At 64.7% G+C, this 26,319-nt stretch carries 22 protein-coding genes and 1 pseudogene; 13 read left to right on the top strand and 10 right to left on the bottom strand.

Going from position 1 to position 26,319, the window contains the following annotated elements:
* Positions 1-30 precede the first annotated feature (30 nt).
* On the top strand, positions 31-3,831 hold the full coding sequence (locus tag HAP41_RS26600) for a DUF3971 domain-containing protein (protein WP_166105781.1): 3,801 nt from the start codon (positions 31-33) through the stop codon (positions 3,829-3,831).
* Between the two features lie 166 nt (positions 3,832-3,997).
* On the opposite strand, the gene HAP41_RS26595 is transcribed toward HAP41_RS26600, so the two are convergent.
* Together HAP41_RS26595 and HAP41_RS26590 are read right to left on the bottom strand one after the other, a co-directional pair.
* On the bottom strand, positions 3,998-5,692 hold the full coding sequence (locus HAP41_RS26595) for a methyl-accepting chemotaxis protein (RefSeq protein WP_166096411.1): 1,695 nt from the start codon (positions 5,690-5,692) through the stop codon (positions 3,998-4,000).
* Positions 5,693-5,962: 270 nt separating this feature from the next.
* Positions 5,963-7,654 carry a methyl-accepting chemotaxis protein gene (locus HAP41_RS26590; protein WP_166096412.1) on the bottom strand — a complete coding sequence of 564 codons (1,692 nt, stop codon included), beginning with the start codon at positions 7,652-7,654 and terminating at the stop codon, positions 5,963-5,965.
* 161 nt (positions 7,655-7,815) lie between these two features.
* Here HAP41_RS26590 and HAP41_RS26585 point away from each other — a divergent pair, with 161 nt between their 5' ends.
* Complete coding sequence (locus HAP41_RS26585; protein WP_166096413.1) at positions 7,816-7,959, top strand: hypothetical protein; 144 nt, start codon at positions 7,816-7,818, stop codon at positions 7,957-7,959.
* A 55-nt stretch (positions 7,960-8,014) separates the two neighbouring features.
* On the opposite strand, the gene HAP41_RS26580 is transcribed toward HAP41_RS26585, so the two are convergent.
* The 3 genes from HAP41_RS26580 to tyrS all read right to left on the bottom strand — a co-directional run bounded on the left by HAP41_RS26580 (position 8,015) and on the right by tyrS (position 11,247).
* Positions 8,015-8,458, bottom strand: coding sequence for a DoxX family protein (locus HAP41_RS26580; protein WP_135213500.1), 444 nt, complete (start codon positions 8,456-8,458; stop codon positions 8,015-8,017).
* A 219-nt stretch (positions 8,459-8,677) separates the two neighbouring features.
* Positions 8,678-9,937 carry an MFS transporter gene (locus HAP41_RS26575; protein WP_166096414.1) on the bottom strand — a complete coding sequence of 420 codons (1,260 nt, stop codon included), beginning with the start codon at positions 9,935-9,937 and terminating at the stop codon, positions 8,678-8,680.
* 56 nt (positions 9,938-9,993) lie between these two features.
* The gene (tyrS, locus tag HAP41_RS26570; RefSeq protein WP_135213502.1) at positions 9,994-11,247 is read right to left on the bottom strand and encodes a tyrosine--tRNA ligase; all 1,254 of its coding nucleotides are present in this window, start codon (positions 11,245-11,247) and stop codon (positions 9,994-9,996) included.
* A gap of 164 nt (positions 11,248-11,411) precedes the next feature.
* Here tyrS and HAP41_RS26565 point away from each other — a divergent pair, with 164 nt between their 5' ends.
* The 3 genes from HAP41_RS26565 (at position 11,412) to HAP41_RS26555 (ending at position 13,639) form a co-directional block, all read left to right on the top strand.
* Positions 11,412-12,515 carry an anhydro-N-acetylmuramic acid kinase gene (locus HAP41_RS26565; RefSeq protein ID WP_166096415.1) on the top strand — a complete coding sequence of 368 codons (1,104 nt, stop codon included), beginning with the start codon at positions 11,412-11,414 and terminating at the stop codon, positions 12,513-12,515.
* Positions 12,516-12,627: 112 nt separating this feature from the next.
* Positions 12,628-13,305: a glutathione S-transferase family protein gene (locus tag HAP41_RS26560; RefSeq protein ID WP_166096416.1), complete on the top strand. Its 678-nt coding sequence runs from the start codon at positions 12,628-12,630 to the stop codon at positions 13,303-13,305.
* A gap of 10 nt (positions 13,306-13,315) precedes the next feature.
* A complete protein-coding gene (locus tag HAP41_RS26555) occupies positions 13,316-13,639 on the top strand; it encodes a DMT family transporter (RefSeq protein ID WP_166096417.1) in 324 nt (107 codons plus the stop codon).
* On the opposite strand, the gene HAP41_RS26550 is transcribed toward HAP41_RS26555, so the two are convergent.
* Together HAP41_RS26550 and HAP41_RS26545 are read right to left on the bottom strand one after the other, a co-directional pair.
* Positions 13,636-14,148, bottom strand: a complete 513-nt coding sequence (locus HAP41_RS26550; protein ID WP_166096418.1) for a DUF1697 domain-containing protein — start codon at positions 14,146-14,148, stop codon at positions 13,636-13,638. The two genes, HAP41_RS26555 and HAP41_RS26550, sit on opposite strands and share 4 nt — an antisense overlap.
* 8 nt (positions 14,149-14,156) lie before the next feature.
* Positions 14,157-14,804, bottom strand: a complete 648-nt coding sequence (locus HAP41_RS26545) for an alpha/beta hydrolase (RefSeq protein WP_014495555.1) — start codon at positions 14,802-14,804, stop codon at positions 14,157-14,159.
* A 345-nt stretch (positions 14,805-15,149) separates the two neighbouring features.
* Between HAP41_RS26545 and HAP41_RS26540 the strand changes: the two genes are divergently transcribed.
* The 8 genes from HAP41_RS26540 (at position 15,150) to HAP41_RS26505 (ending at position 22,711) form a co-directional block, all read left to right on the top strand.
* A complete protein-coding gene (locus HAP41_RS26540) occupies positions 15,150-16,289 on the top strand; it encodes a cysteine desulfurase family protein (RefSeq protein WP_166096419.1) in 1,140 nt (379 codons plus the stop codon).
* Positions 16,290-16,404: 115 nt separating this feature from the next.
* The gene (gene sufB / locus HAP41_RS26535; protein WP_166096420.1) at positions 16,405-17,901 is read left to right on the top strand and encodes a Fe-S cluster assembly protein SufB; all 1,497 of its coding nucleotides are present in this window, start codon (positions 16,405-16,407) and stop codon (positions 17,899-17,901) included.
* 62 nt (positions 17,902-17,963) lie between these two features.
* The gene (gene sufC, locus HAP41_RS26530; RefSeq protein WP_028161255.1) at positions 17,964-18,716 is read left to right on the top strand and encodes a Fe-S cluster assembly ATPase SufC; all 753 of its coding nucleotides are present in this window, start codon (positions 17,964-17,966) and stop codon (positions 18,714-18,716) included.
* A gap of 11 nt (positions 18,717-18,727) precedes the next feature.
* Entirely contained in the window at positions 18,728-20,032 is a 1,305-nt protein-coding gene (gene sufD, locus HAP41_RS26525) for a Fe-S cluster assembly protein SufD (RefSeq protein WP_166096421.1), read from the top strand.
* Positions 20,029-21,276 (top strand): cysteine desulfurase, encoded by a 1,248-nt coding sequence (locus HAP41_RS26520; RefSeq protein WP_166096422.1) that lies wholly within the window; start codon positions 20,029-20,031, stop codon positions 21,274-21,276. The genes sufD and HAP41_RS26520 overlap by 4 nt, the downstream gene beginning before the upstream one ends.
* Positions 21,273-21,644 (top strand): SUF system Fe-S cluster assembly protein, encoded by a 372-nt coding sequence (locus tag HAP41_RS26515; RefSeq protein WP_014495549.1) that lies wholly within the window; start codon positions 21,273-21,275, stop codon positions 21,642-21,644. The genes HAP41_RS26520 and HAP41_RS26515 overlap by 4 nt, the downstream gene beginning before the upstream one ends.
* A gap of 49 nt (positions 21,645-21,693) precedes the next feature.
* Positions 21,694-22,092 (top strand): HesB/IscA family protein, encoded by a 399-nt coding sequence (locus HAP41_RS26510; protein ID WP_166096423.1) that lies wholly within the window; start codon positions 21,694-21,696, stop codon positions 22,090-22,092.
* Between the two features lie 163 nt (positions 22,093-22,255).
* A complete protein-coding gene (locus HAP41_RS26505) occupies positions 22,256-22,711 on the top strand; it encodes a TfoX/Sxy family protein (protein WP_166096424.1) in 456 nt (151 codons plus the stop codon).
* Positions 22,712-22,769: 58 nt separating this feature from the next.
* Here HAP41_RS26505 and fabA read toward each other — a convergent pair whose 3' ends face one another.
* The 3 genes and pseudogenes from fabA to HAP41_RS26490 form a co-directional block, all read right to left on the bottom strand.
* On the bottom strand, positions 22,770-23,300 hold the full coding sequence (gene fabA / locus HAP41_RS26500; RefSeq protein ID WP_135213512.1) for a bifunctional 3-hydroxydecanoyl-ACP dehydratase/trans-2-decenoyl-ACP isomerase: 531 nt from the start codon (positions 23,298-23,300) through the stop codon (positions 22,770-22,772).
* A 104-nt stretch (positions 23,301-23,404) separates the two neighbouring features.
* Positions 23,405-24,472 (bottom strand): GGDEF domain-containing protein, encoded by a 1,068-nt coding sequence (locus tag HAP41_RS26495; protein WP_166096425.1) that lies wholly within the window; start codon positions 24,470-24,472, stop codon positions 23,405-23,407.
* A gap of 165 nt (positions 24,473-24,637) precedes the next feature.
* Positions 24,638-26,175 (bottom strand): annotated as a pseudogene (locus HAP41_RS26490) (DEAD/DEAH box helicase).
* Positions 26,176-26,319: the final 144 nt, after the last annotated feature.

Raw genomic sequence — 26,319 nt, 5'->3', positions numbered from 1 at the left:
AACAGCAGGAACATTCGAGGTATGGCGGCAATGCCGGCGCGGGGAGCTTCGCTTCCCGCGGACGGCTGCGGTCCCGGCGGTGCTCAATCCTACGATGGGCGCCTGTATCGAGAGGCAATGGCAAGGAATACGTCGCCCCAGGATTACAATCGGGATTTCGATCGGCGCGGCGGTCAACAGCAGCCGCAGGAATGGGACGACGCCGACTGGGATCCGGATCAGGAAGCAGCGGCGGGCTATCGGGCGCGCCGGCTGTTGTCGCGTTCCAATTCAGGCTTCCATCGTTTCGGTGACGGGTTTGCGTCAATGCGCCGCTGGCTGGCGGCTGATCGCTGGCTGAAGCGGCTGGCCATCGTGGTCGGAGCCCTTGCCGTCATTTTCATCGGCTGTTTCGGCGCGCTGTGGTGGCGGCTTGGTGCAGGTCCCATCAATCTCGATATCGCGACACCCTGGCTCGCTGCTGCCATCGAGGACAATATCGGCCACGGCAACACTGTGGAGGTCGGCGGCACCCAGATCGAGCGGGCCGGGCGGATCCGCATCGCCGTGCGCATCCGCGACATCGTCGTCCGCGACCACGACCACGCCATCGTCGCCACCGCGCCGAAGGCCGAGGTGAAGCTGTCGGGGGCAGGTCTCCTGATGGGGCACCTGCGCGCCGAGAGCCTCAATCTCGTGGACGCGGAGCTCGCGATCCGCATCGCGCCCGACGGCACCGTCACCGTGTCCGCCGGCGACACCGCCAAGCCGCTGGCAACCGGCGTCGCATCCAAGAAGGAAGCGGGCCTGCCGCCGACATTCCCGCGCAACGGTGTCCCGCCGCCGCCATTCGCCACCGGACCTGCAAGCCCGGACGCATCGCAGGCCGCTCCCCAGGCCGCTGCCCCGAGCGGCATTCTTCAGGGCCTCGACTGGCTCGACAGTCTGAGTATGACCGGCCTCGACGGCCAGAACCTCAACGAGATCGGTCTGAAGAACGGCAATCTGATCGTCGACGATCAGCAGCGCGGCAGCAAATGGAGCTTTGAGAACATCACGCTCAGCCTGCGCCGGCCGAGCCATGGCGGCGTCGCGCTCAGCCTAGGCGAGGAGGGCGCGCGCCCGTGGTCGCTGCGCGCCACGATCGGCCCTGCCGAGAATGGTGTGCGTTCGGTCGACATCCGCGCCGATAAGCTTTCCACCGCCAACATCCTGCTGGCGCTCCGGGTGAAGGACTTCACCTACACCGCCGACCTGCCGCTGACCGGCGAGCTCAAGGGCGAGCTCGGCCGCGACGGCGTGCCGACCTTCTTCCGCGGCAAGATCGCGGTCGGCGCGGGCAATATCATCGACACCGACACGCCAGATTATCCGATGGCGATCGACTCGGCCGAGATCAACGTCGAGTGGGATTCGAACCGGCGGGTATTGGTCGCTCCGTTCAAGATTCTCTCGGGCGCGAACCGCCTGACGCTTCTGGCCCATCTCGAGCCGCCCAACGGCACCATCAACGACTGGCAGCTTGGCTTCAGCGGCGGCTCGATCCTGCTGGGCGGCATCGACAACGAGCCCCCGCTGGTCTTCAACCGCATCGCGATCGGCTTCCGCTTCGATACCGACCACAAGCGCATGCTGCTGACGCAAGCCGATATCAGCAATGGCGAGATCGGCGTCGCCGGCACCGGTGCCATCGACTATTCGGGCGAGCCGCGGTTGACGCTGGGCTTTGCGGGAACGCCGATGTCGGCCTCCGCGCTCAAGCGGATGTGGCCGACGCTCGTCGTTCCCGAGTTGCGCGAATGGGTGATCGAGCGGATCGAGCGCGGCACGCTCCAGCGCATCGAGATCGGCGTCAATTCGCCGACGAAGAACCTCCCGCGCAAGGGCCCGCCCATTCCCGACGATGGCCTGTCGGTCAACATCGTTGCGAGTGGCGTCGCGGTCCGCCCCGTGGATGGCATGCCGGTGGTGCACGATGCCGATTTGAAGGCGCGTGTGACCGGGCGCACCGCGACCGTGAATATCGGGCAGGGCATTGCCGATACGCCGGCGGGCCGCAAGGTCACGATCTCCGACTTCGTCTTCGAGGTGCCGGATATGGCGCCCAAGCCGTCGCCATCGCGGACCAGGTTCCGCGCCGACGGCCCCGTGGCGGCAGCCGCCGAAATCCTTTCCAATGATCGGCTCAGCGATCTGTCGGCGACGTTCGTCGATCCCAACACCAGCAAGGGAACGTTCTCGGCGAACATCCAGCTCGGCTTGCCGGTCAAGGGCGCGCTGACCAAGGGCGACACCAGCTACGCCGTCAGCGCCGACCTCAGCGGCTTTGCCGCCGACAAGCTGGTGATGAATCAGAAGCTGGAGGCCAACAACCTCAAGATATCAGCCAACAACCAGGGCTATCAGGTCAAGGGCGACGTCAAGATCAACGGGCAGACGGCTTCGCTGGACTACCGCAAGCCGACCGAGGGCGACGCTGACGTCAAATTGCAGGCCACGCTCGACGATGCGAGCCGCGCGCGTCTCGGATTCGACCTCAGCCCTGCCGTGAGCGGATCGCTGCCGATCAAGCTGTCGGGCAAGATCGCCGGAGGTCCCGACCAGACAACGAAGCTCGGTGTCGAGGCGGACCTGACCTCGGTCAAGCTCGACAATATCCTGCCCGGCTGGGTCAAGCTGCCGGGCAAATCGGCCAAGGCCAGCTTCAAGGTGGTGCCGACGGCGCAATCAACGCGCCTGGAGGACATCGTCGTCGAAGGCGGCGGCGCCTCGATCAAGGGCTCGCTTGAAGTCGATCCGAACGGCGACCTCATGAACGCGAACTTCCCGACCTACGCCCCGTCCGACGGCGACAAGGCCTCGTTGAAGGTGGAGCGTGGCCAGGACGGGGTGGTGCGGGGCACGATGCGCGGGGATGTGTTCGACGGCCGCGGTTTCCTGAAGTCGGCGATCTCGGGCAATTCCAAGGACGACGCCAAGAACAAGATGAAGAACGTCGATTTCGACATCGACGTGAAGCTCGGTGCCGTCGCGGGCTTCAACGGCGAGGCGATGCGCAGCGTCGACGGCAAGATGTCGCGGCGCAACGGCACCGTCAAAGCCTTCACGCTGAACGGCAAGATCGGCCGCGACACGCCGGTGGCAGCCGATTTGCGCGGCGGCCGCGCCCAGGGCAATCGCGAGGTGATCTACCTCCAGACCAACGATGCCGGCGCGTTGCTGCGCTTCACCGACACCTACACCAAGGCGAGCGGCGGCCAGATGGTGGTGGCGATGGAGCCGCCGACGTCGGAGCCGAACACCACGCGCGAGGGCCTCATCAACGTCCGCGACTTCACGGTGAAGGGCGAGGCGCAGCTCGAACGCGTTGCCGCCGGCGCGCCCAACGGCACCGGGAACGGCGTCTCCTTCAGCGCGCTGCGCGCCGAGTTCACGCGCCAGAACGGCGCGCTGACGATCCGCGATGGCGTCGTCAAGGGCCCGATGATCGGCGCCACCATCGAGGGCTCGATCGACTATCCCGGCAACCAGGTCTGCATGAGCGGCACCTTCGTGCCGATGTACGGCTTGAACAACATGTTCGGACAGATTCCGGTGCTCGGGTTGTTCCTGGGCGGTGGCGACAAGGAAGGCCTGATCGGCGTGACCTACGAGGTCGTCGGTACGCCGGCCGCGCCGGTGATGCGCGTCAATCCGGTTTCGGCCATGGTGCCGGGTGTGTTCCGCAAGATCTTCGAATTCAACACCGGCAAGCAGAACACGCCGTTCGAGGAATTCCCGTCGCAGTCGAACGACGGCTCGACCGGATCGGCGCGCCAGCTCTCGAGCGGCTGCACCCTCGCGCGGCGATAACCCACTAAAATTCGCAGGTGCTCGTCCCGGCTGCGCGGCCGAAGCCGCTTCGGCGCGGCGAAGGCCTGGGTATCCACGTCCTTCCTGCCGCGCGGCAAAACGTGAATGGCCGGGACAAGTGTTTAGCCCGGCCATGACGCATGTGGAGGGATTGGCGTCGGGAAGCTTACGCCGCGCGCACGCCCGCCAGGAAGGTGCCGACTTCGCCTGAGAGCTGCTCGGCCTGCTTGGAGAGATTGCTGGCCGCAGCGAGCACCATGCCGGCGGCGTTGCCGGTCTCGTTCGCTGCGGTGCTGACACCGCCGATATTCGTGGTGACTTCCTTGGTCGCTTCAGCGGTCTGCGAGACGCTGCGGGCGATCTCGGCGGTGGCGGCGCCTTGCTCCTCGATGGCCGCGCCGATCGAGGTGGCGATCCGGCTGACTTCCTCGATGGTGGCGGTGATGCCGCCGATGGCATCCACCGCCTCCTTGGTCGCACCCTGGATCTGGGTAATCTTGTCGCCGATCTCGCGGGTGGCTTCCGCGGTCTGGCTGGCGAGCGACTTCACCTCGGAGGCGACGACGGCAAAGCCGCGGCCGGCTTCACCGGCGCGTGCGGCCTCGATGGTGGCATTCAGCGCGAGCAGATTGGTCTGCGCCGCGATGCTGGAGATCAGCTCGGCGACGTGCTCGATCTGCTGGGCGCCGTCTGAGAGCGCACGGACGATGGTGTCGGTGCGGCGTGCGCTGTCGACGGCGCGCCCCGTCACCTCGGCGGACTGCGCGACCTGACGGCTGATCTCGGTGATGGAGGAGGAGAGCTCCTCGGCCGCGGCGGCAACGGTCTGAACGCGCTGGCTGGCCTCGGTGGCGGCCGAGCCGACCACCGCGGCGCGGCGGTTGGTGCCCTCGGCCGTGGACGACATCGACCTGGCGGTGGTCTCGAGCTCGCCGGAGCCGGAGGCCATCAGGCCGACGAGCTGGCCGACGGAGGCATCGAAGTGGTCGGCGAGCGAGATCAGGGCGTCGCGTTTCTCCTGCTCATTGCGGGTCCTGGCGGCAACCTGCTCGGCCTCCAGCGTGCGCGCCGTCAAAGCGGTCTGCCTGAGCACTTCGAGCGTCTCGGCCATGCGGCCGATCTCGTCGCCGCGATCGGTCTCCTCGACCGGCCTGTCGATAGCGCCTTCGGAAATCTCCTGCATGCGGGTCTTCTGGCGGTTGAGCGCGCCGAGCACGTCGCGGGCGATCAACCAGGACAGCGTCGCCATCAGCAGCATCAGGCCAACGCCGATTGCGGCGAGCTCCAGCGTCAGCGCGCGCACGTCGGCGTCGATGTCGTCGACATAGAGACCGTAGGCAATTGCGACGTTCCAGGGGGCGAACTGGCGGGCGAACACCAGTTTGCGAACCGGAACCGTCTCGCCCGGACGCGGGAACAGATAGGACAGGATACTGCCTTCCGGTGTCTGCTTGCCTGCGGCCACCGTGGCATCGCCGATCACGATGCCATTGGCATCCTTGATGCCGTTGTTCTTGCCCTCGAGCTGAGGCGCGCCGCCATTCATCATCACTGTTGAATCGGCGGTATAGACGACGGGATAGCCTTGGCCGCCGTTGAACTTCATTCGCCGGCCGCGCAGCTTGAACTGGTCTTGCGCATCGGCGAGCGTCATCTTGCCGGCGGTGACGTCGTCCTGGAGCGATTGCGCGAAGCCGTGCAGCAGATCGACCGCCGTCTGCATCTGGCTCCCGCGATCTTCGAGCATGCGGGTCTTGCTGAGATAGGCTGACGCGACGATGAGGGCGGTCACGGTGAGCGCCGCAAGACAGACCATGCTGGCAAGCTTGGTGCGGATTTTCAGGTGACTGAGCAGCGTCATGACGGCCTCGGGAACGGTTGTAAGATGCTTGTTCTCGCGCAGCCGTATCAGGAAGTTCTTATGATTCCTGAACGCACCGCATGGTGCATTCAGGCGTGGCGCAATTCGCGCAGCCGTGGACACGCATATGCAGACGAGACGCCGAGGTCTGCGGCGACGTGTCCAAAAAAACGGATCGTGATCGTGTTCGTGCGATCGCGTGTCGGTTCGATCGATGCATCGATTCGCCGATGCTTCGTCGCGTTCAGAACCAGCGTAGCGTTGCGCGGCTTAAGCCGCGCGCACGCCCGCGAGGAACGTCCCGACTTCGCCTGAGAGCTGCTCGGCCTGCTTGGAGAGATTGCTGGCGGCCGCGAGCACCATGCCGGCGGCGTTGCCGGTCTCGTTCGCTGCGGTGCTGACGCCGCCGATATTGGTGGTGACTTCCTTGGTCGCCTCCGCGGTCTGCGAGACGCTGCGGGCGATCTCGGCGGTGGCGGCACTTTGCTCCTCGATGGCCGCGCCGATCGAGGTGGCGATACGGCTGACTTCCTCGATGGTGGCGGTGATGCCGCCGATGGCGTCCACCGCCTCCTTGGTCGCACCCTGGATCTGGGCGATCTTGTCGCCGATCTCGCGGGTGGCTTCCGCGGTCTGGCTGGCTAGCGACTTCACCTCGGAGGCGACGACGGCAAAGCCGCGGCCGGCTTCACCGGCGCGCGCGGCCTCGATGGTGGCATTGAGCGCGAGCAGATTGGTCTGCGCCGCGATGCTGGAGATCAGCTCGGCGACGTGCTCGATCTGCTGGGCGCCGTCCGAGAGCGCGCGGACGATGGTGTCGGTGCGGCGCGCGCTGTCCACGGCGCGGCCGGTGACTTCGGCGGATTGCGCGACCTGGCGGCTGATCTCGGTGATGGAGGAGGAGAGCTCTTCGGCGGCAGCCGCGACCGTCTGGACGCGCTGGCTGGCTTCGGTGGCGGCCGAGCCGACCACAGCGGCACGGCGGTTGGTGCCCTCGGCCGTGGACGACATCGACCTGGCGGTGGTCTCGAGCTCGCCGGAGCCGGAGGCCATCAGGCCGACGAGCTGGCCGACGGACGCATCGAAGCGGTCGGCGAGCGAGATCAGCGCGTCACGCTTCTCCTGCTCGCTGCGGCTCTTGGCGGCGACCTGTTCGGACTCCAGCGTGCGCGCCGTCAAAGCGGTCTGCCTGAGCATTTCGAGGGTCTCGGCCATGCGGCCGATCTCGTCACCGCGGCCGGTCTCCTCGACCGGCTTGTCGATGGCACCGTCGGCAATCTCTTGCATGCGGGTCTTCTGGCGATCGAGTGCGCCGAGCACGTCGCGCGCGATCAGCCACGACAACGTCGCCATCAGCAGCATCAGGCCGAAGCCGACCGCGGCAAGCTCGAGCGTCAGCGCGCGCACATCGGCGTCGATGTCGTCGACATAGAGGCCGTAGCTGATCGTCGCGTTCCAGGGGGCGAACTTGCGCGCGAACACGGTCTTGCGCACCGCTTCGGTCTGGCCGGGGCGGGGATAGAGATAGGAGGCCACGCCGCCGCCATTCTGTTCGCCGGCCTTGAGGATCGCGTCGGCAATGAGGACGCCGTTGGCGTCGATCGCGCCGGTGATCTTGCCTTCGAGCTGCTGGTTGGCGCCGTTGACGAGGAGGGACGTGTCGGCGTTGTAGACGACCGGATAGCCCTGGTTGCCGTTGAAGGTCATGCGCCGTCCGCGCATGTGGAACTGGGCCTTGGCCTCGGCCTGCGTCAGCTTGCCGGCGGTGACGTCGTCCTGGACCGACTGGGCGAGATTGTAGAGCATGTCGACCGCGGTCTTCATCTGCTGGACCCGGTCCTCCATCATGCGGCTCTTGCTGAGGAAGGCCGATACCGCGATGATGGCTGTGACTGTGAGAGCCGCAAGACAGACCATGCTGGTAAGCTTGGTGCGGATCTTCAGATGGCTCAGCAGCTTCATCGCAGCCTCTACGAAATGGTTGTTATTGCTCGCATCGGTAGCATGAAGTTCTTACCAATCATGAACATAGGCATGCGGCCGCCGGCCGCGCGCGTGACCGTTCGCAGCCTGATGCGCAACCGTGCAGGCAAAGCGACATGCGTCGGCGCACGTCAGCGCGCATGCTGGAGAAGATCGATCCTGGACTTCGGTGGTCATCGAGCCTGGCGGGAGCGGCAATGAACCGATTCGTTCACCGCATCATCATGTCCGCGCTGCTCGTCGCGGCCCTCGTCCTGATCTGGAACGTGCTGGGCTCGCGGTAGATGACACCGGCAAAGCTGCCGGTGCCATCCGTGACTTGCGCGTCAATTGCGCGCGTCAGCGTCGCGCAAATGCGCCGCCGGTCGAGGCGCGTTCGTTGCCCAGCGCCGCATCGACGCTGATCGGGCCGCCGCCGGCCGCCGAGAGATAGAGGCAGGCGAAGCAGAACAGGATGGCAAGCGTGCCGTTGTTGAGCAGCGGCAGGAGCACCGGCGTCTCGCCCTTGAGCATATGCCCCATGAAGTAGGCGAAGGCCATTTCACCGGAGAGGATGAAAGCGGCGAGGCGGGTGAACAGGCCGAGGATCAACAGCGCGCCAAGCACCAGTTCAAGCGTGCCGGCCGCGCCGTAAAGCGACATCAGTTCGACTTTCGCGAACATCGGCAAAGGCGGAAACTTGAAAAGCTTGGCCACGCCGAATTGAAACAGCAGCAGGCCGGTGATGAAGCGGAACAGGCTCAGGAGAACCGGTTCAAAGCGAGTGAGATAGGGAAAGTTCATTGGTTTGTGCCCTCCATCCAATGGGCGACTTGGACCGTATTCAGTTCAGCCTCGCAAGCCACCCGGGGTCAATTCGGCGCTGACATTTTTGTCATGTGGACAAAATATCGCAGTTCGTCCCTTAACTCCGGTTGCGCCCGACGGTTTCGCACGCGGTGCAGCGTGTGTCGCCCGTAATTTCCCGGTGACGCGGAGGGATGCAGGTTACGTCGGGGAGACCTACTCCCGCAAGGCGGGGACAATCAGAAATGGAATCATTCCGAGGATCACGCTCGCAAGTGCGAAGACGAGCAGGAGATTGTAGCCGTGCGTGAAGTCGTGGATGAGGCCGCCGCTCCATGAGCCGAACGCCGAACCCAATCCGCTGCCGATCGAGATGGTGCCGAAGATCGTGCCGACGCGCTTGCCGCGAAAGATCTTCATGGCGGTCGCTGTGATCAGCGGGCCGCGCGAGCCCATCATGCTGCCGAAACAGACGACGAAGCCGGTGAGCAGGATGATGTTCGGATAATACTGCAAGAGCCAGAGCAGGACGATGCCGATGATCGAGATCGCGTAGCTGAGCAGCACCGAGGGCCGGCGCCCGATCAGCCCGTCGAGCGCGGATACGCCGAGCATGCCGAACACCAGCACCACGCCCGAAAAACCCCAGGCGGTCGCGGCCTGGAGCGGCGGAAAGCCGGCGTCGATGAGATAGGCCACGATCTGTGCCGCGATCGAATACATGCCGACCGCGGTGAAGAAGAAGGTCGAGAACAGCGCCCAAAAGGCGTGGTGGCGCATCGCGCTCACGAGCGTCCAGCCGTTGTCGATGAAATCAGGATCGGTCTTCTTGCTGACATGCGGCGAGCCGACCGCGAACATGCGCCAGGGCAGAAGCAGCAGCGGCACGAGCAGGCCGAGCGCGGCGAAGCCGTAGACCTGATAGGCTTCACGCCAGCCGAGATGATCGATCAAGAGCTGCGAAGTCGGGAGCAGCGCTAGCACGCCGCCACCCATTGCCGAATAGACCACCGCCATCGCGGTCGGCAGCCGTGGCCCGAACCAGCGGCCGAGCAGGATCGAGTTCGGCACAATGCCGATGAAGGCGACGCCAATGCCGACGCAGAGGCCGATCGAGAGCTGAAATTGCCAGAGCGCCTGCGCGTGCGCCGCGATCAGGAAGGCCGAGCCGAGCAGGAAAAGCCCGAGTGCGTAGACGATGCGCGGTCCGGAATGGTCGAACAGGCGCCCGACCAGTGGCGCGGTCAGCCCGCTGATCAGCCAGGTCAGTGAGTAGATCGAGACGACCTGCGCACGGTCCCAGCCGAAGTTTTCGGAGATCGGCTTGAGAAAGACAGTGAAGCTCTCGCTGAGGCCGCGGCCGAGGACGGCGAGCGTGAAGCACAGCGCGAGCACGACGAGTGCGGTGCGCACCGCATCTCGCTGCGTGCGTTCGTCTTGTTCCCTCGAAGCTTCCCTGGGCGTGTTCTGATCCATTGCCGGTCAGGGAGCGCGCTTCGGCGCGCCCTGACAAGCATCAAAAGCTCATACGCCTATGCAGGCCGGATCAGGACGTGCTTCTTCTTGCCGAAGGACAGCTTGATCACGCCCTCGGGCGTCAGATTGGCCGCAGACAGCGCCATCTTCTCGTCGCTGACGGACTCGTCGTTGACGCGCAGGCCGCCGCCCTTGATCTGGCGCCGTGCCTCGCCATTGGAGGCAACCAGGCCTGCCTTGACGAAGGCGTTGAGCACGCCGAGGCCGGCGTCCAGCTCGCCGCGCGGAATTTCCACCGTCGGCAGGCTTTCGGCCAGCGCGCCTTCCTCGAAGGTGCGGCGCGCGGTTTCAGCCGCCTGGTTTGCCGCGTCGCGGCCGTGCAAGAGCGCGGTCGCCTCGGTCGCAAGCACCTTCTTGGCCTCGTTGATCTCCGAGCCGCCGAGCGCCTCGAGCTTCCTGATCTCGCTCATCGGCAGCGTCGTGAATAGCTTCAGGAATTTGCCGACGTCGGCGTCCTCGGTGTTGCGCCAGTATTGCCAGAAATCATACGGCGAGAACTGGTCGGCGTTCAGCCAGACCGCGCCCTGCGCGGTCTTGCCCATCTTGGCGCCGGATGCGGTCGTCAGCAGCGGCGTCGTCAGCGCGAACAGCTGGTGGGTGCCCATGCGGCGGCCGAGATCGACGCCCATGATGATGTTGCCCCACTGGTCCGAGCCGCCCATCTGCAATTTGCAACCGGTGCGCTTGGCGAGCTCGACGAAGTCGTAGGCCTGGCAGACCATGTAGTTGAACTCGATGAAACTCATCTCCTGCTCGCGCTCGAGGCGCAGCCGCACGGAGTCCATGGTCAGCATGCGGTTGACCGAGAAATGCCGGCCGACGTCGCGCAGCATCTCGATCCAGTTGAGTTTTGTCAGCCACTCCGCATTGTCGAGCATGATTGCGTCGCTCTTGCCGTCGCCGTAGCGCAGCACCTTTGCGAACACGCCGCGGATCGACTCTTTGTTGGCCTCGATCTCGGCGACGGTGCGCATCGCGCGGGTCTCGTCCTTGCCGGAGGGATCGCCGACCATGGTGGTGCCGCCGCCCATCAGCGTAATCGGCTTGTTGCCGGACTGCTGGAGCCAGTGCAGCATCATCATGGTCAGGTAGTTGCCGATGTGCAGCGAGCGGGCGGTGCAATCGTAGCCGACATAGGTGGTCGCTTCGCCCTTGGCGGCGAGCGCGTCCAGCCCCTCGAAATCGGAGCACTGGTGGATGAAACCACGTTCCTGCAGGGTATTGAGGAAATCCGATTTAAATGCAGTCATCTGTCGGCGAGCCTGACAATTCTTGGTTTACTGTTTCGGGTGCAATTTAAGGGTCTCCCGTGGGAACTCGATTGCCACCCGCCACTTTGCCTGTGGCATTATAAGATGTGTCCCTCTGGCACAAGATCGGCATGCCGGAGGGGGTCTCTTGAGGACGCTGATCCATGATGATGACGGCACTCGGTTTGATGAGCGGCACCTCGCTGGACGGGGTGGATGTCGCGCTGATCGAAACCGACGGAAAGCAAGTGAAGGCGTTCGGGCCGTCCGGTTACCGGGCCTACAGCCCGGCGGAGCGCAATCTGCTGCGCCAGGCGCTGAGCGAGGCCGTGCACCTGCCGCGACGCGACGCCCGCCCGGGCGTTCTGGCCGAGGCCGAGCGCGCGGTGACGCTGGCCCACGCCGAGGCCGTGGCAGCCTTCATCGCCCAGAACCGGATGAAGCCGGAGGACGTCGACATCGTCGGCTTCCACGGCCAGACGGTGCTGCATCGCCCCGAGAAGCGGCTGACGGTCCAGATCGGCGATGCGCCGGCGCTGGCCAGGGCGATCCATATCCCCGTGATGCACGACTTCCGCGCCGCCGACGTCGAGGCCGGCGGGCAGGGCGCGCCGTTCGTGCCGGTCTACCACCGGGCGCTCGTCCATTCGCTGGAGCGCGAAGGGCCGATCGTCGTCGTCAATATCGGCGGCGTCTCCAACATCACCTATATCGACGGCAACGACACGCTGATCGCCTGCGACACCGGACCGGGCAACGCGCTGCTCGACGATTTCATGTACCGCATCATGAACCAGGCCTTCGATGCGGAAGGAAAGTTCGCAGCGCTCGGCAAGGCGGACGAAGCCTGGATCGCGCGGGCACTGGAACTGCCGTTCTTCGCAGCTCCGCCGCCGAAATCGCTCGACCGCAACGACTTTGCCGCGCTGAAGCTCGGCGACGTCCCGCCGGCCGACGGCGCCGCGACCCTGACCGCCTTCACCGCGGCGGCGATCGCCCGGATCATCTCGCTCCTGCCGCGCCGGCCGCGGAGCTGGATCGTCTGCGGCGGCGGCGCCCGCAACCTCACCATGCTGCGGATGCTGCGGGAGCGGGTGGGCTCGGCCACAGTCGAGGCCGCCGAGACGCTCGGCTGGGCCTCCGACGCCATCGAGGCGCAGGCCTTCGGCTTCCTTGCCGCCCGCGGCCTCGAGGGTCTGCCGCTGTCCTACCCGGCCACCACCGGCGTGCCGATGCCGATGACCGGCGGAGTGATGGCGCGGCCCTGAGGTCCGGGCATTTAGATCAAAGGCTAGTCGATGCAAATGCATCGATCTTGACGGGTGAATGCAATTGCATCTATATTGGATGCAGTTGCATCAAACCGCCGGGATCATTGCCATGACCGCTTCACTGAAACTCATCAGCCACAAGCTTTGCCCGTATGTGCAGCGCGCCGTGATCGCGCTCAACGAGAAGGGCGTGCCGTTCGAGCGGATCGACATCGATCTCGCCAACAAGCCCGACTGGTTTCTGAAACTCTCGCCGCTCGGCAAGGTGCCGGTCCTGGTGGTGACGACGGAGAAGGGCGAGGTCGCGCTGTTCGAGAGCAACGTGATCTGCGAATACATCGAGGAGACGCAGGCAGGCCTCAAGCTGCACCCGGCGGATCCGTTGAAGCGCGCCGAGCATCGCGCCTGGATGGAGTTCGGCTCGGCGATCCTCGGTGACCTCTGGGGTCTGGAGACCACGACCGATCCGGCGACGTTCGAAAGCAAGCGCCAGGCGGTTGCGGCGAAATTCGCGCGCGTGGAGGCAGCGCTCGGTGCAGGGCCTTACTTCGCAGGCGATGCGTTCAGCCTCGTGGATGCGGTCTTCGCCCCGATCTTCCGCTATTTCGACCTGTTCGACGAATTGACCGAGCACGGCATCTTCAGCGATCTGCCGAAGGTCCGCGCGTGGCGCGCGGAGCTTGCGAAACGTCCGAGCGTGCGCACTGCGGTCGGCGCGGACTATCCGCAATTGCTGCGTGCCTTCCTGGTGCGCCACGACGCGCATCTGCTGAAGCTTGCGGCCTGAGCGCACGCCAATGTCGCAATCCATGGCCTGGCTGATGCTGGTGATCGCCGGTGCGCTCGATGTCGGCTGGGCGATCTCGATGAAATATGCGGAGGGCTATACGCGGCCAGGCTGGAGCATCGCCTCGCTGGTGCTGCTCGCCGCCTTCGTCTTCCTGCTCGGGCGCGCTTTGCAGGTGCTGGAGGTCGGCGTCGCCTATTCGGTGTGGACCGGCATCGGCGCGGCCGGCACCTTCCTGCTGGGTGTCGTGCTGTTCGGCGAGACCTTGAGCGCGATGAAGCTTGCCGGCATCGCGCTCGTGCTGATGGGGATCGCCGCGCTCAAGCTGGCCTAGATCTCCGCGGCCATCTTCGCGAGCGTTGCGACGGTATTCATGTTGCGCGCGGTGCCGGTCTTGGCGGCGGGGATGACGAGCTTCGACGTCCCCATGCCGTCGCCATAGTGCACGTAAATCTCGCGGCGGCCGAGGCGGAGCTCTTCGTTGTTCTGGCCGCGGATGCTGGTAAGCGCGTCTTCAGGTGGCGCCCTGTCGAGGAAGATCGCGACGGTGCGATTGGGCGCAGCCTTTGGAAAAGGATTGTCGGCCGAGATTTGCGTCATCTCGGCGGCGCTACGCACGAGCACCCCGACCGGCGCGCCGGCGTAGGCGTGCAGGCGCTTTTCGAGGGCGGTCTTGATTGCAGCTTCCGACTTGCGGCTCGTGAAGACGACGTTGCCGCTCGCAATATAGGTGCGCACGGCGGCGAAGCCGAGCTCCTCGCACATGGCCTTGAGCTCGCTCATCGGCAGCTTGCCGGTGCCGCCGACATTGACGGCACGCAGCAAGGCGACGAAGCAGCCCATTTGAAGCCTTAGCGCACGTTGGCGAGGCGCATGTCGAGATAGGCCGTGATGGTTTCCATCAGCGGCTCGAGCTTGGCGTCGAAGAAGTGGTTGGCGCCGGGGATGACCTGCTGGTCGATCACGATGCCCTTCTGCGTCTTCAGCTTCTCGACCAGCGTGTTGACGTCCTTGGGCGGCACCACCGCATCCTTCTCGCCATGCACGATCAGGCCCGACGACGGGCAGGGCGCCAGGAACGAGAAGTCGTAGAGGTTGGCCGGCGGTGCGATCGAGATGAAGCCCTCGACCTCGGGACGGCGCATCAAAAGCTGCATGCCGATCCAGGCGCCGAAGGAGAAGCCGGCGACCCAGCAGGCGCGTGCTTCGGGATTGATGGTCTGCGCCCAGTCGAGCGCTGCGGCCGCATCCGACAATTCGCCGGTGCCGTGGTCGAACGAGCCCTGGCTGCGGCCGACGCCGCGGAAGTTGAAGCGCAGCACCGAGAAGCCGCGATGCGCGAAGGCGTAGTAGCACTGGTACACGATCTGGTGGTTCATCGTGCCGTGAAACTGCGGATGCGGATGCAGGATCATCGCGATCGGCGCGTTCTTCTGCTTGGCCGGGTGATAGCGGCCTTCGAGACGGCCAGCAGGGCCGGTGAAAATGACTTCAGGCATGATGATCTCTTGATTGATCCCTTGAAGACGCTCTTCAGCAATCAACCGATTGTGCGGACTTCATCGACTGCTGTGCCGATCAAACCGCGAATGGAAGAGTGGAGCGGCGCCCTCGGATGGTGCGCGAGCGGCGCGCGGTGAACTGACGCGGGCGTTCTAACATGAGGCGAGGGTCAAAAAGCAAGCATCTTGAACATCCGGCAATGGGCTCAAGATGTTAGCGCGTCATGGCGGCGTCATTGAGCGGTGGGGATTCGGAATCGAGTTGCCAAGTGCTCCACGGGGGCCCATGTCGGGCTCCAGGACGGGCACACCAACCCGATCCATGGAGCAATATAATACCTCATGCCGAGTCGTGTCTATCTCGACTGGAATGCGACCACGCCGCTCCGCGCCGAAGCGCGGACCGCGATGCTTGCGGCCTGGGAGCTGATCGGCAATCCGTCCTCGGTCCATGCCGAAGGGCGCGAGGCGCGCCGGCTGGTCGAGGAAGCCCGTGCCACGCTCGCGGCGGCCGTCGGTGCATTGCCGAGAAACGTCGTCTTCACCTCAGCCGGAACCGAGGCCAATGCGCTGGCGCTGTCGCCCGGTCTGCGGGGGTCGTCCGGCCGCCTCGTCGAACGCCTGTTGGTCTCGGCTGTCGAGCATGCCTCGGTGCTGTCAGGCGGCCGGTTCCCAGCGGACAAGGTCAACCAGATCCCTGTCACACGCGCCGGCGTCATCGACCTCGACCGCCTGAAGGCGTCGCTCGGCGACGGCCCGCCGGCGCTGGTCTCCATCATGGCTGCGAACAACGAGACCGGCGCGATTCAGCCGATCGCAGAGGCTGCCGGGATCGTCCACGAGGCCGGCGGGCTCCTGCACGTCGATGCGATCCAGGCGCTGGGGAAAATCCCGTTCGATATCAAGACTGTGGACTCAGACCTTGCGACCTTTTCCGCGCACAAGATCGGCGGCCCCAAGGGCGTCGGCGCGCTGGTCCTGGCGGAGGGGATCGCCGGACTGGAACCCGTGCTGCGGGGCGGGGGGCAGGAGCTGAGCCGGCGCGCGGGAACCGAGAATGTCGCCGGCATCGCCGGATTCGGGGCAGCGGTGAGAGCCGCCCTTCAGGCTCTGCCGGAGGATGTGGAGCGGATGGCAACCCTCAGAAATTCCTTGGAAAATGGAATCCGCGGGATCGCAGGCACGATGGTCTTCGCGGATGACGTTAAGCGGTTGCCAAATACCATCCTCTTCACTGCCACCGGCCTGAAGGCCGAAACCGCCGTGATCGGCTTCGATCTCGAAGGCGTGGCCGTGTCCTCGGGCTCGGCCTGTTCATCAGGCAAGGTGCAGCCGTCTCACGTGCTTTCGGCGATGGGGTATGATGCCACCGTCGCCCAGGGAGCGGTGCGTCTCAGTCTGGGCTGGTCCACGGAACCAGATGACATCAACAGGGCGTTAGAGGCTTGGCGAAAGCTTGGTAATACCCTACTTAAAGCCTAAGCGACGAAACACGGCTTGAACGGTTCTAAGCGCGTGCTTTCTGCCGAAAAACATCGTAATACTCGTCCAAGTTTGTGATCCACCGCGGTCCTTGAAACCGCGAGCGGAGGATAGAATGCCAGCCGTGCAAGAGACGGTCGAGCGCGTGAAGCGCATCGACGTCGATCAGTATCGTTATGGGTTTGAGACCCTGATCGAGTCCGACAAGGCCCCCAAGGGACTGTCGGAAGAGACCGTCAAGTTCATCTCCGAGAAGAAGAACGAACCCGCCTGGATGCTCCAGTGGCGGCTCGAGGCCTATCGGCGCTGGTTGACCATGACCGAGCCGACCTGGGCGCGCGTCGACTATCCCAAGATCGACTTCCAGGACCTCTATTATTACGCGGCGCCGAAGCCGAAGAAGACGGTCACCTCGCTCGACGAGATCGACCCCGAAATTCTGAAGACCTACGAGAAGCTCGGCATTCCCCTGCGGGAAGTCGCGATGCTCGAGGGCGTCGAGCCGAAGCCCGGCGATCAGGATCCGGCCCGGCGCAAGATCGCGGTCGATGCGGTGTTCGATTCGGTCTCGGTTGCGACCACCTTCAAGGCGGAGTTGAAGAAGGCCGACGTGATCTTCATGCCGATCTCGGAGGCGATCCGCGAGCATCCCGAGCTGGTACAGAAATATCTCGGCTCGGTGGTTCCGACCTCGGACAATTTCTACGCGACACTGAACTCGGCGGTGTTCTCCGACGGCTCGTTCGTCTATGTGCCGCCGGGCGTGCGCTGCCCGATGGAGCTGTCGACCTATTTCCGCATCAACGAACGCAACACCGGCCAGTTTGAGCGCACGCTGATCATCGCCGACAAGGGCTCCTACGTCTCCTATCTCGAAGGCTGCACCGCGCCGCAGCGCGACGAGAACCAGCTGCACGCCGCCGTGGTCGAGCTCGTTGCGCACGATGATGCCGAGATCAAATACTCGACGGTGCAGAACTGGTATCCCGGCAATTCGGAAGGCAAGGGCGGCATCTACAATTTCGTCACCAAGCGTGGCGACTGCCGTGGCGACCGGTCCAAGATTTCCTGGACCCAGGTCGAGACCGGCTCCGCCATCACCTGGAAGTACCCGAGCTGCATCCTGCGTGGCGACAATTCCAGCGGTGAGTTCTACTCGATCGCGATCTCGAACGGTTTCCAGCAGGTCGATTCGGGCACCAAGATGATCCACCTCGGCAAGAACACGTCGAGCCGGATCATCTCGAAGGGCATCGCCGCCGGCAAGTCGCAGAACACCTATCGCGGGCTCGTCACCGCGCACCGGAAAGCGACCGGCGCGCGCAACTTCACGGCGTGCGATTCCCTGTTGATCGGTGACAAATGCGGCGCGCACACCGTGCCGTATATCGAGGCCAAAAACTCCTCGGCGACGTTCGAGCACGAGGCGACGACCTCGAAAATCTCCGAGGACGTGCTGTTCTATTGCATCCAGCGCGGCCTCACCCAGGAAGAAGCCGTCGGCCTCGTCGTCAACGGTTTCGTCAAGGACGTGCTTCAGCAGCTGCCGATGGAATTCGCGGTGGAAGCGCAGAAGCTGATCTCGATCTCGCTTGAAGGGTCGGTCGGCTAATCGCCGACCCTCGCGGTGCGCTACGGCGCTCCATGCATCATTTGAATAGACTGGACACCAAGATGGCTTTGCTTGAAGTGAAGGATTTGAAGGTTCGTGTCGAGGAGCGTGAGATCCTCCACGGGCTGACGCTGACCGTGAACGAGGGCGAGGTTCACGCGATCATGGGGCCGAACGGCTCCGGCAAATCGACGCTCTCCCACGTCATCGCCGGCAAGCCCGGCTACGAGGTTACCGACGGCCAGATCCTGTTCAAGGGCGAGGACCTGCTGGAGATGGATCCCAACGAGCGCGCCGCGAAGGGCGTGTTCCTGGCGTTCCAGTATCCGGTCGAGATTCCCGGCGTCGCCACCATGACCTTCCTGCGCACCGCACTGAACGCGCAGCGCAAGGCGCGCGGCGAAAGCGAATATTCGACCCCGGACTTCCTGAGGAAGGTCCGCGAGGTCTCGAAGTCGCTGAACATCCCGCAGGACATGCTCAAGCGCGGCGTCAATGTCGGCTTCTCCGGCGGTGAGAAGAAGCGCAACGAGGTGCTGCAGATGGCGCTGTTCGAGCCGAGCCTGTGCATCCTCGACGAGATGGATTCCGGCCTCGACATCGACGCGCTGCGCATTGCGGCCGACGGCGTCAACGCGCTGCGCTCGCCCAAGCGCGCGATGGTCGTCATCACCCATTATCAGCGGCTGCTGAACTACATCGTGCCCGACGTCGTGCACGTGATGTCGAAGGGCCGTGTCGTGAAGAGCGGCGGCAAGGACTTGGCGCTGGAGCTGGAAGCGTCCGGCTACGCCCAGTTCGAGGATGCCGCGTAAGGAATTTTAGGATGAACGTTGCTGTGGCAAAGACCGGAAACGGCCGCGCGGTGAGCGATCTCTTCGCCAGCGCCGAAGGCCGCCTGCCGGGTCCGCCTTCTGTGATCGCGGTACGCCGCGAGGCGTTCGAGACCTATGAGCGTCTCGGCCTGCCGCATCGCCGGATCGAGGAATGGAAATACACCGACCTGCGTGCACTGGTCGGCGAGGTGCTGCCGCTTGCAGCCAGCCCCGATGCGGCCGCGCTGAAGCGTGCCGCGGATGCCGTCAAGGCGCATGCGATCGAAGGCGCCCGCAAGCTGGTGCTGGTCGACGGCGTGTTCGCGGCCGATCTCTCCGACGTCAAGGCGCTTGCCTCTGAGGCGGGCCTCAAGATGTTGCGGGAAGCGCTGGAGAAGGACGCAGGTCTCCTGAAGACCGCGGCCACCGATGCCGTGATCGCGCTGAATGCGGCGCTGGCAACCGACGGCGTCGTGTTGTCGATCGCCGACGGTGCGCAGCTGTCCGCGCCGATCCAGATCATCCACATCGCGACCGCTTCGTCCGCGTCGGCTTTCAGCCGTTCGCGGATCGCGGTCGGGAACGGCGCTCGCGCTACCATCATCGAGAGCTTTGTTGCGGCCGGTGCCAAGGCCTACCAGGTCAACGACGCCGTCATCCTCTCGGTCGGCGACAATGCCGACGTCGCGCATATCCGCCTGTTGGACGATGCACCCGACGCAGTGAATGTGACTTCGCAGTTCGTCACGGTCGGCGCGAACACGAAGCTCAATTTCTTCAACATGACGACTGGCGCTGCCGTCAGCCGCCTCCAGGGCTTCATCACGATGGCGGGCGAGGGCAGCGACCTCTCCGTCAACGGCGTGAACCTGCTCCAGAAAACCGAGCACGGCGACACCACGCTGGTGGTCGATCATGCCGTGCCGAACTGCGTCAGCCGCGAGGTCTTCCGCGCGGTGATCGACGATCGCGCCCATTCGGTGTTCCAGGGCCGCATCATCGTCCGTCCCGACGCGCAGAAGACCGACGGCAAGATGATGACCCGCGCGCTGCTGCTTTCGGACGAAGCCGAGGCCGACAACAAGCCGGAGCTCGAGATCTTCGCCGATGACGTCTCCTGCGGCCACGGTGCCACTGCCGGCGCGCTCGACGACAGCCTGCTGTTCTACCTGAAGGCGCGCGGTCTGCCGGAGAAGCAGGCCCAGGCGCTACTGATCCAGGCTTTCGTGGGCGAAGCGATCGAGCAGATCGCCGATGACGGTTTGCGCGAGCACGTGATTGGTATCGCCGAGCGCTGGCTGGAGCGGCGCCAATGAGCACGCATCCCGCAGTCAAGAACGGTGCCTACGACGTCGCACGCGTGCGCCAGGATTTTCCGGCGCTCGCCATGCAGGTCTACGGCAAGCCGCTGGTCTATCTCGACAACGCCGCCTCGGCGCAGAAGCCGAGCGCCGTGCTCGACCGCATGACGCAGGCCTATACGTCCGAATACGCCAACGTGCATCGCGGCCTGCATTACCTCGCAAATGCCGCCACCGAGGCCTATGAGGGCGGTCGCAGCAAGGTTGCGCAGTTCATCAACGCGCCGCGGACCGAAGAGGTCATCTTCACCCGCAACGCGACGGAGGCGATCAACCTCGTCGCGTCGTCCTGGGGCGAACCGAACATCAAAGAGGGCGACGAGATCGTCATCTCGATCATGGAGCACCACTCCAACATCGTGCCGTGGCATTTCCTCAGGGAACGCCATGGCGCCGTGATCAAGTGGGCACCGGTCGACGACGAGGGTAACTTCCTCATCGACGAGTTCGAGAAGCTGCTGACGTCGAAGACCAAGCTGGTCGCGATCACGCAGATGTCGAACGCGCTCGGCACCATTGTGCCGATCAAGGACGTCGTGAAAATCGCCCACGCCCGCGGCATTCCCGTGCTCGTCGACGGCAGCCAGGGTGCAGTGCATCTGCCTGTCGACGTCCAGGATCTCGGCTGCGATTTCTATGTCTTTACCGGCCACAAGGTCTACGGGCCGACCGGCATCGGCATCCTCTGGGCCAAGTACGATCACCTCGTCGCGATGCGTCCCTATAACGGCGGCGGCGAGATGATCCGTGAGGTCTCGCGCGACATCGTCACCTATGGCGATCCCCCGCACAAGTTCGAGGCCGGCACGCCCGCGATCGTCGAGGCCGTGGGCCTTGGCGCGGCCATCGACTACGTCAATTCGATTGGCAAGGAGCGCATCGCCGCCCACGAGCACGATCTCACCACCTATGCCCAGGACCGGCTGCGCGAGATCAACTCGCTGCGGCTGATCGGCACCGCCCGGGGCAAGGGCCCGGTGATCTCCTTCGAGCTCAAGGGCGCCCACGCCCACGACGTCGCCACCGTGATCGACCGCCAGGGCATCGCCGTGCGCGCCGGCACCCATTGCGTGATGCCGCTTTTAGAGCGGTTCAATGTAACCGCCACCTGCCGGGCGTCGTTCGGCATGTATAATACGCGGGAAGAAGTCGATCATCTGGCACAGGCGCTGTTGAAGGCGCGGGATTTGTTCGCATGAGTGACACGGCCGAAGTCAAAGCCAATCCGATGGAGACCCAGTCGGCGCTGCCGCCTGAGGAGACCGAGCGTCTCACCACCGAGATCATCGCGGGCCTCAAGACCGTGTTCGATCCGGAGATCCCGGCCGACATCTACGAACTCGGCCTGATCTACAAGGTCGAGATCAAGGACGACCGCTCGGTTGACGTCCAGATGACGCTGACGACGCCGAACTGCCCGGCTGCCGGCGAGCTCCCGACCATGGTCGAGAACGCGGTCGCCAGCGTCCCCGGCGTCGGCGTGGTCGACGTTAAGGTCGTCTGGGAGCCGCCGTGGTCGCCGGAACGCATGAGCGACGAGGCCCGCCTCGTGCTCAACATGTGGTGACGGTCTCAGCTCGCATTGAATTCGCTCCGCAACGGACCACATAGATAACATGACCCAGGTAACACCAGCTTCGACACCAAAGCCCCGGCGGCCGCGCCCGCAGGTGATGCGGCTGACGGATGCCGCGGCCCAGCGCATCAGCGAGCTGACGAGCCGCGCCGATTCCGAGATCGTGGGTCTGCGCGTCGGCGTGAAGAACGGCGGCTGTGCCGGCCAGTCCTACACGGTCGAATACGCCCATGATGTCCGCCCGACCGACGAGGTCGTCGAGGACAAGGGCGTCAAGATCCTGGTCGATCCCAAGGCCGTGCTGTTCCTGCTCGGCACCGAGATGGACTACAAGGCCGACAAGATGCAGGGCCAGTTCGTCTTCAACAACCCCAACCAGGTCTCCGCCTGCGGCTGCGGCGAGTCGGTCGAGCTGCGGCCCGCGAAGATCGACGGGTAAGTCGCTGTTGTCCCCGCGAACTCAGGGGACCCATACCGCGTGATCTGGCGATGACGCTCGGTATCAGTACCAAGCTTTCCTGGCTGGTAGTCTTCGCTAAACTCCTCCCGGTGGTTATGGGTCCCCGCGTTCGCGGGGACGACCGTGGGGAGATAGCTTGGCCATGGACCGCGAATTCCTGATCGACCTGTTCGCCGATTTCGGCCCCGTCACCATCCGAAAAATGTTCTCCGGCTACGGCATCTCCGCCGACGGCATCAACTTCGCGCTCGCCTTGCGCGCGGGCCTGTTCTTCCGCGCCGACGAGGTCACCATCCCGGACTTTGAAGCGGAAGGCTCGAAGCCGTTTCAGTATTCGACCCGCGCCAAAACCGTGCTGGTGAATTCCTATTGGGAATTGCCGGCGCGCCTGTTCGACGATTCCGAGGAGCTTGCGCAATGGGCGAGGGCAGCGCTCGCCGCCGCCCAGCGCGCCAAGGTGAAGAAGCGGCCGAAGGCGAAAGCTGCGGCGACGGCCGAGCCGAAGAAGGCCGCTGCGAGGAAGCGGCAGGTAAAGAAGGCGGCCAAGAAGACGGTGCGTAGGGTGGGCAAAGCGAAGCGTGCCCACCGTTCAGGATAAAGGTGCTGGAGAGATGGTGGGCACGGCGCCTGCGCGCCTTTGCCCACCCTACGAGACCTCAGTCCACCGCCTTGGTCAGTCCGACCCTCATGTCCTTGGCCATGAAGACGCAGACTCCATCGGCAAGCACACGACCGCCGGCAATTCCGAGCACCAGCTTGCCGCGCCGGACCATACGCATGGCGACCTCGTAGCGCACGCAGCCCGTGTCGGGTGTGATGGATCCCGTGACGTCGACCTCGCCGACGCCGATGGCGCGGCCCTTGCCCGGTGAACCCGACCAGCCGAGCCAGTAGCCGATCATCTGCCACATCGCATCCAGGCAGAGACTTCCCGGCATCATCGCGTCACCGCGATAGTGGGAATCGAAGAACCAGTGGCCGGGCACAATGTCGAGCTCGCCGACGATGTGGCCCTTGCCGAACTCGCCGCCGTCCAGGCTGATCTCGGTGATGCGATCCATCATGAGCATCGGCGGGGCCGGCAATTGCGCGTTGCCCGGGCCGAAATAGCCGCCGTCGCTCGATCTCAGCAGTTCATCCCTGGTGTACGACGGCTGCGGTGTGTGAAAGTCATGGGGATTGGGCAAGACGACAAGTCCTCTCGACGCTCGTAGTCGGGCGGCGGGGAAGATGTCGTTCGGCGGGTTGGAATGTCAAGCGCCGGCCGTTTCTTCGGCGCGCTGCTTCGGCGTCAGGCCACCCGGCTGTGCGACTCGATCGCGAACTCCGGATCGGCCTCGCAGATCACGCGGTTGCGCCCGTTGCGCTTGGCGGCATAGAGGCAGGCATCCGCACGCTCGATCAGCGCGTCGGGGTCGTCGCCCTGCTTGAGCATGGAGACGCCGACGGAGATGGTGACGCGGCCGAGGATCTCGCCGGTCGATTTCTTCTTCAATTCCTTCGCCATCACGGCGCGGCGGATGTGATCTGCAACGGTGAGGGCCTGGCGCAGCGCCGTGTTGGGCAGCAGGACCGCGAATTCCTCGCCGCCATAGCGCGCGGTGATGTCCTGTCCCTTGATGGTCTGCTTCATGGACAGGCCGACCAGCCGCAACACCTGGTCGCCGGTGAGATGGCCGTAGGAATCGTTGAACGATTTGAAATGATCGATGTCGAACAGCAGCAGCGACAGCGGCTCGCCCGTGGCGAGCGCGCTCTGCACGGCCATGCCGATCATGCGATCGAAATATTTGCGATTGCCCAATCCCGTCAGCGGATCGGTCAGGCTCTCGGCGCGGATCGCCTCCAGGCTCTGCTGGAGATTGCTGATCTCGTTCTTGGACAGGGTCAGCCGGTCTTCCAGCGCCTTGTTGGTCTCGCGCATCTCGCTGGTCGAACGCAGCAGCGTCTCGACGATCGACTTGATCTGGTCGCGGTTCTTGGCCGACGACAGTTGCTCGGTCGCGCCCGACAGACTGGCATCGTAGGAGCCGGTCATCCCGAGCGCTTCGCTCAGCACCGTCATCACGTCGTCGATCTCGCCGATGACGCGTGCGCCGACCTTGTCGATGCGGTCGGTGGTCTTGATGTGGGAAAGATAGGTCTCGTAGATCTGCTCGAGATCGCCTTCGGTCAGCTTGCCGCGGCGCGCCAGCGTCTCGTTGATGATCTTGTTGAGCGGAGCGTTATAGCCGGTGGCGTAGACGTACCAGATCTCGTAATTGCGGGGAATTGCAGTCTGTCGAAGCGAGCGGATCTGACCGAGAGCCACTTCGGCGAACGCCATCGTGCGTTCGTGTTCGTCGAGCACCTTGACCACTGAACATACCCCACAGCGGTCGGTGCGCCATCGACCGCAGCAATACTTAAATTATGTTCGCAGGCTAACGGACGATCGTGAACGCTCTGTAAACAGACGTTCGCGAATGCATCAGAATAAGTGTGAAGCGGCTCTGCTCAACCGGAGCTGAATCGCGCCGGCGCGTCAGGCGCCGGCGGGAGAACGCACTGGCCGGAGCAGAAACGCCGGAAGGTGCGAGTGATCGCCGGGCTCGGTATCGGCCTCGCGCTGGCGGCGCGGCTCGGGGCGGCCGATCGACGGCACATGCGATGGATTGGCTTGCTGGCGCGATCCACCGCGCGGCTCGGATGATTGCTTCGCTTCAGCGGAGGCCTCGCCTCCCGTGCGGGCCTCGGCTCACGTGCAGGTCTCGCTTCAGGAGCGGGCTGTGTCTCTGCGGAAGGCCTCGCCTCGCCGCGCGGTTCGCGGGGCTCGTGGCTGCGCTCACGATCGCGGCCACGCTGCGGCTTGCCGCGTCCGCCGCGGGAACGTTCACGGTCGCGCCCGCGCGGTTCGCGCGAACGTGCGCTCTGCTCGCCTGCGTCCGCGGGCACTTCGAAATCGCCCTCGGCGCGCGGAATGCTCTGGCCGATCAGCTTCTCGATCGCCACCATCGACTTCTGGTCGAGCGGCGTCACGAGCGAGATCGCCATACCGGACCGGCCGGCGCGGCCGGTGCGGCCGACGCGGTGAACATAGTCGTCGGGGTGGTGGGGGACGTCGAAATTGAAGACGTGGCTGACCTCAGGGATGTCGAGGCCGCGGGCGGCAACATCGGAGGCGACCAGCAGCGGCAGTTCGCCCTTGCGGAACTGTTCGAGCGCCGCCGTGCGGGCCGACTGGTCCATGTCGCCATGCAGGGCGCCGACGCTGAAACCATGCTTTTGCAGTGATTTGTGAACGACGGCGACCTCGCGCTTGCGATTGCAGAAGATGATCGCGTTCTGGAGATCCTTGGCCTCGCGCAGCAGGCGTCGCAGCAATTCACGCTTCTCATGCGCCTCGCGCCCGGCCGGGACCTGACACTGCGTGACGGTCACGGCGGTGGTGGCGGGCTTGGAGACCTCGACCTTCTGCGGATTATGCAGGAAGGTCTCGGTGATGCGCCGGATTTCCGGCGGCATGGTCGCGGTGAAGAACAGGGTCTGCCGCGTGAACGGGACGAGCTTGCAGACGCGCTCGATGTCGGGAATGAAGCCCATGTCCAGCATGCGGTCGGCTTCGTCGATGACGAGCAGCTCGACGCCGGTGAGCAGCAGGCCGCCGCGCTCGGTGTGGTCGAGCAGGCGGCCGGGGGTGGCGATCAGCACGTCGACGCCGCGCGTCAGCTTGGCATCCTGGTCGCCGAAGGATACGCCGCCGATCAGCAGGGCGACGTTGAGCTTCTGGCCGGCGCCGTAGCGGTCGAAGTTTTCCTTCACCTGCGCCGCGAGCTCGCGGGTCGGCTCCAGGATCAGCGTGCGCGGCATGCGCGCGCGGGCGCGACCCTTTTCGAGGATGGTGAGCATCGGCAGCACGAAGGCCGCGGTCTTGCCGGTGCCGGTCTGGGCGATGCCGAGCACATCCTTGCGTGCAAGGACGTGGGGGATCGCCTGTTCCTGAATGGGGGTGGGGGTGGTGTAACCGGTGGCCGCCACTGCGGCGAGGACTTTTTCGGACAGTCCGAGATTTGAAAAGGACATTGAGCCTCTGGTCGAAACCGCCGTTCGGAATCGAGGGTAATTAAGGCTGTCGCGTTCCACCCCGAAACGGCGCGCTCTCAAAGAAGCTGGGGGTGCTGACTCACGCGAACAAAGCGCAAGGCTCAAGAATCGGTCTTCGATCTG

Source organism: Bradyrhizobium barranii subsp. apii (assembly GCF_011516635.5).
Lineage (GTDB): Bacteria > Pseudomonadota > Alphaproteobacteria > Rhizobiales > Xanthobacteraceae > Bradyrhizobium > Bradyrhizobium barranii.
The sequence above is the reverse complement of the archived record's forward strand: the minus strand, read 5'-3'. Positions and strand labels throughout refer to the sequence as shown.

Coding starts and splice junctions, on each gene's coding strand:
- HAP41_RS26540 (WP_166096419.1), top strand. CDS start 15,150: ATGCCGAGTCGTGTCTATCTCGACTGGAATGCGACCACGCCGCTCCGC.
- HAP41_RS26585 (WP_166096413.1), top strand. CDS start 7,816: ATGCTGGAGAAGATCGATCCTGGACTTCGGTGGTCATCGAGCCTGGCG.
- HAP41_RS26510 (WP_166096423.1), top strand. CDS start 21,694: ATGACCCAGGTAACACCAGCTTCGACACCAAAGCCCCGGCGGCCGCGC.
- HAP41_RS26580 (WP_135213500.1), bottom strand. CDS start 8,458: ATGAACTTTCCCTATCTCACTCGCTTTGAACCGGTTCTCCTGAGCCTG.
- HAP41_RS26565 (WP_166096415.1), top strand. CDS start 11,412: ATGATGATGACGGCACTCGGTTTGATGAGCGGCACCTCGCTGGACGGG.
- HAP41_RS26560 (WP_166096416.1), top strand. CDS start 12,628: ATGACCGCTTCACTGAAACTCATCAGCCACAAGCTTTGCCCGTATGTG.
- HAP41_RS26550 (WP_166096418.1), bottom strand. CDS start 14,148: ATGGGCTGCTTCGTCGCCTTGCTGCGTGCCGTCAATGTCGGCGGCACC.
- HAP41_RS26520 (WP_166096422.1), top strand. CDS start 20,029: ATGAGCACGCATCCCGCAGTCAAGAACGGTGCCTACGACGTCGCACGC.
- HAP41_RS26575 (WP_166096414.1), bottom strand. CDS start 9,937: ATGGATCAGAACACGCCCAGGGAAGCTTCGAGGGAACAAGACGAACGC.
- HAP41_RS26545 (WP_014495555.1), bottom strand. CDS start 14,804: ATGCCTGAAGTCATTTTCACCGGCCCTGCTGGCCGTCTCGAAGGCCGC.
- HAP41_RS26595 (WP_166096411.1), bottom strand. CDS start 5,692: ATGACGCTGCTCAGTCACCTGAAAATCCGCACCAAGCTTGCCAGCATG.
- HAP41_RS26555 (WP_166096417.1), top strand. CDS start 13,316: ATGTCGCAATCCATGGCCTGGCTGATGCTGGTGATCGCCGGTGCGCTC.
- HAP41_RS26515 (WP_014495549.1), top strand. CDS start 21,273: ATGAGTGACACGGCCGAAGTCAAAGCCAATCCGATGGAGACCCAGTCG.
- tyrS (WP_135213502.1), bottom strand. CDS start 11,247: ATGACTGCATTTAAATCGGATTTCCTCAATACCCTGCAGGAACGTGGT.
- HAP41_RS26600 (WP_166105781.1), top strand. CDS start 31: ATGCCGGCGCGGGGAGCTTCGCTTCCCGCGGACGGCTGCGGTCCCGGC.
- sufD (WP_166096421.1), top strand. CDS start 18,728: ATGAACGTTGCTGTGGCAAAGACCGGAAACGGCCGCGCGGTGAGCGAT.
- HAP41_RS26590 (WP_166096412.1), bottom strand. CDS start 7,654: ATGAAGCTGCTGAGCCATCTGAAGATCCGCACCAAGCTTACCAGCATG.
- sufB (WP_166096420.1), top strand. CDS start 16,405: ATGCCAGCCGTGCAAGAGACGGTCGAGCGCGTGAAGCGCATCGACGTC.
- HAP41_RS26505 (WP_166096424.1), top strand. CDS start 22,256: ATGGACCGCGAATTCCTGATCGACCTGTTCGCCGATTTCGGCCCCGTC.
- sufC (WP_028161255.1), top strand. CDS start 17,964: ATGGCTTTGCTTGAAGTGAAGGATTTGAAGGTTCGTGTCGAGGAGCGT.